Source organism: Ideonella azotifigens (genome assembly GCF_006519715.1).
In the GTDB taxonomy this organism is placed as follows: domain Bacteria; phylum Pseudomonadota; class Gammaproteobacteria; order Burkholderiales; family Burkholderiaceae_C; genus Ideonella; species Ideonella azotifigens.
This window is the reverse complement of sequence record NZ_VIDT01001080.1, coordinates 1-1,295: the sequence shown is the minus strand read 5'-3', so window position 1 is coordinate 1,295 and position 1,295 is coordinate 1. Positions and strand designations below refer to the sequence as shown.

The 1,295-nt window shown below is 67.3% G+C and carries 2 protein-coding genes; both read right to left on the bottom strand.

Going from position 1 to position 1,295, the window contains the following annotated elements:
- The coding region (locus tag FKP22_RS30715) for a glycosyltransferase family 4 protein (RefSeq protein ID WP_141291972.1) at positions 1-715 on the bottom strand (715 nt) is incomplete at its 3' end.
- Positions 712-1,295, bottom strand: a 584-nt coding sequence (epsI, locus tag FKP22_RS30710) for an exosortase-associated protein EpsI, B-type (protein WP_141291971.1), incomplete at its 5' end; no start/stop codon positions are given. The genes FKP22_RS30715 and epsI, both read right to left, overlap by 4 nt.

The following is a 1,295-nucleotide window of genomic DNA, read 5'->3' as shown; positions in this document are numbered from 1 at the left end:
TGCTGCCAGGCGGCAGCTCGGGCACCAGTGCGGCAAACGCAGCGATCAGCACGTCCACGCGTTTGATCTCTTCGATGCGGCCGTGATAGAAAAACTGCGGCCCATCTGACAACGCACCCGCAGCACCGGACTCTGGCGCTGGCTGCGCCAGGCTGACCGGCACCCCATTCGGAATGCGCAGCACGTCCTGGCAGCCGAACTCGCGCAGGTTGCGCTCGATGACAGCCGAGATCGCGACGAACAAGGGCCGCTGGCGCAGCACGAAGCGCGTCATCGGCTTGCCGACCAGCGCCTTGCGCTGCAGGCAGCGCAGGTCCATCTCGTCTTCGGAGTTGCCGATCTTGATCAGCACCGGCTTGCCCAGCAGCCGGCCCAGGCAGGTGCCGACAAAGGCGCCGAACTTGCCCTGGTGGCAATGCACCACGTCGATGCTGCGGCGGTGCCGCCAGCCCCAGGCCATCACGGCCAGCCACCACCACAGCGAGAACAACAGCCAGCGACCGAGCAGATCCGGCGCCGCCGGCACCCACAGCCGGTGCACCGCGACGGCGGCCTCCTGGCTCAGGCCACGCGCGGCCCACTGCTGGGTCGAGGTCAGCACCTGCACCTGCTGGCCGTGGGCCGCCAGGCCAGTGGCCACGCGTTGGCATTGCTTCTCGGCGCCACCAAACACATCGGGCATGTACTGGCAGGTCAGCATCAGCACCTGGGTCATGCGGGTTCCTCCCGACCAGCCAGCCGGCTGCGCACCGGTTCGGGCAGGGTCGCCAGCAGCTCGGCAATGAACCGCGCTTGCAGCGCAAATTCCTGTGCGCTGTCGCGGCCAACGGTTGAGACACGCACGATCATGCCGTCGGCAATCAGCCCCTGAAGGCCATAGTGATAGAGCGCCAGCTTGCGTTCCAGCGCACCCACCACCCGGCGCCGGCCGATCACGATCCAGTAGCTGAGCGGCTCGAAGCGCTGTGCGTTGAGCACGGTCTCAAGCCGCTGAACCGGCAACACCGCGGATGACCGTGCGCCATCCATCCACCGCACTTCACCCTGTGATCGGCGCTGAATGCGAAAGCCCTGCGCGGGGTAGCAAATCTCCGGCTCGTGCAACGCGGAGCCGCGGCGCTGGTCCTCGCCGTAGGCCACCGAGAGCATCACGCGCTGTCCTGCCCCGTCCAGGTACACGCGGCTCAGCGTCTGGCTGTAGATCCGGTCAATGAAGGCCTGCTGCTCCGGGTTGACGACCAGCACCTCGCCCTGGGGATCCAGCTGCCACCCCGCGAAGCGTTCCGGCACGTCAT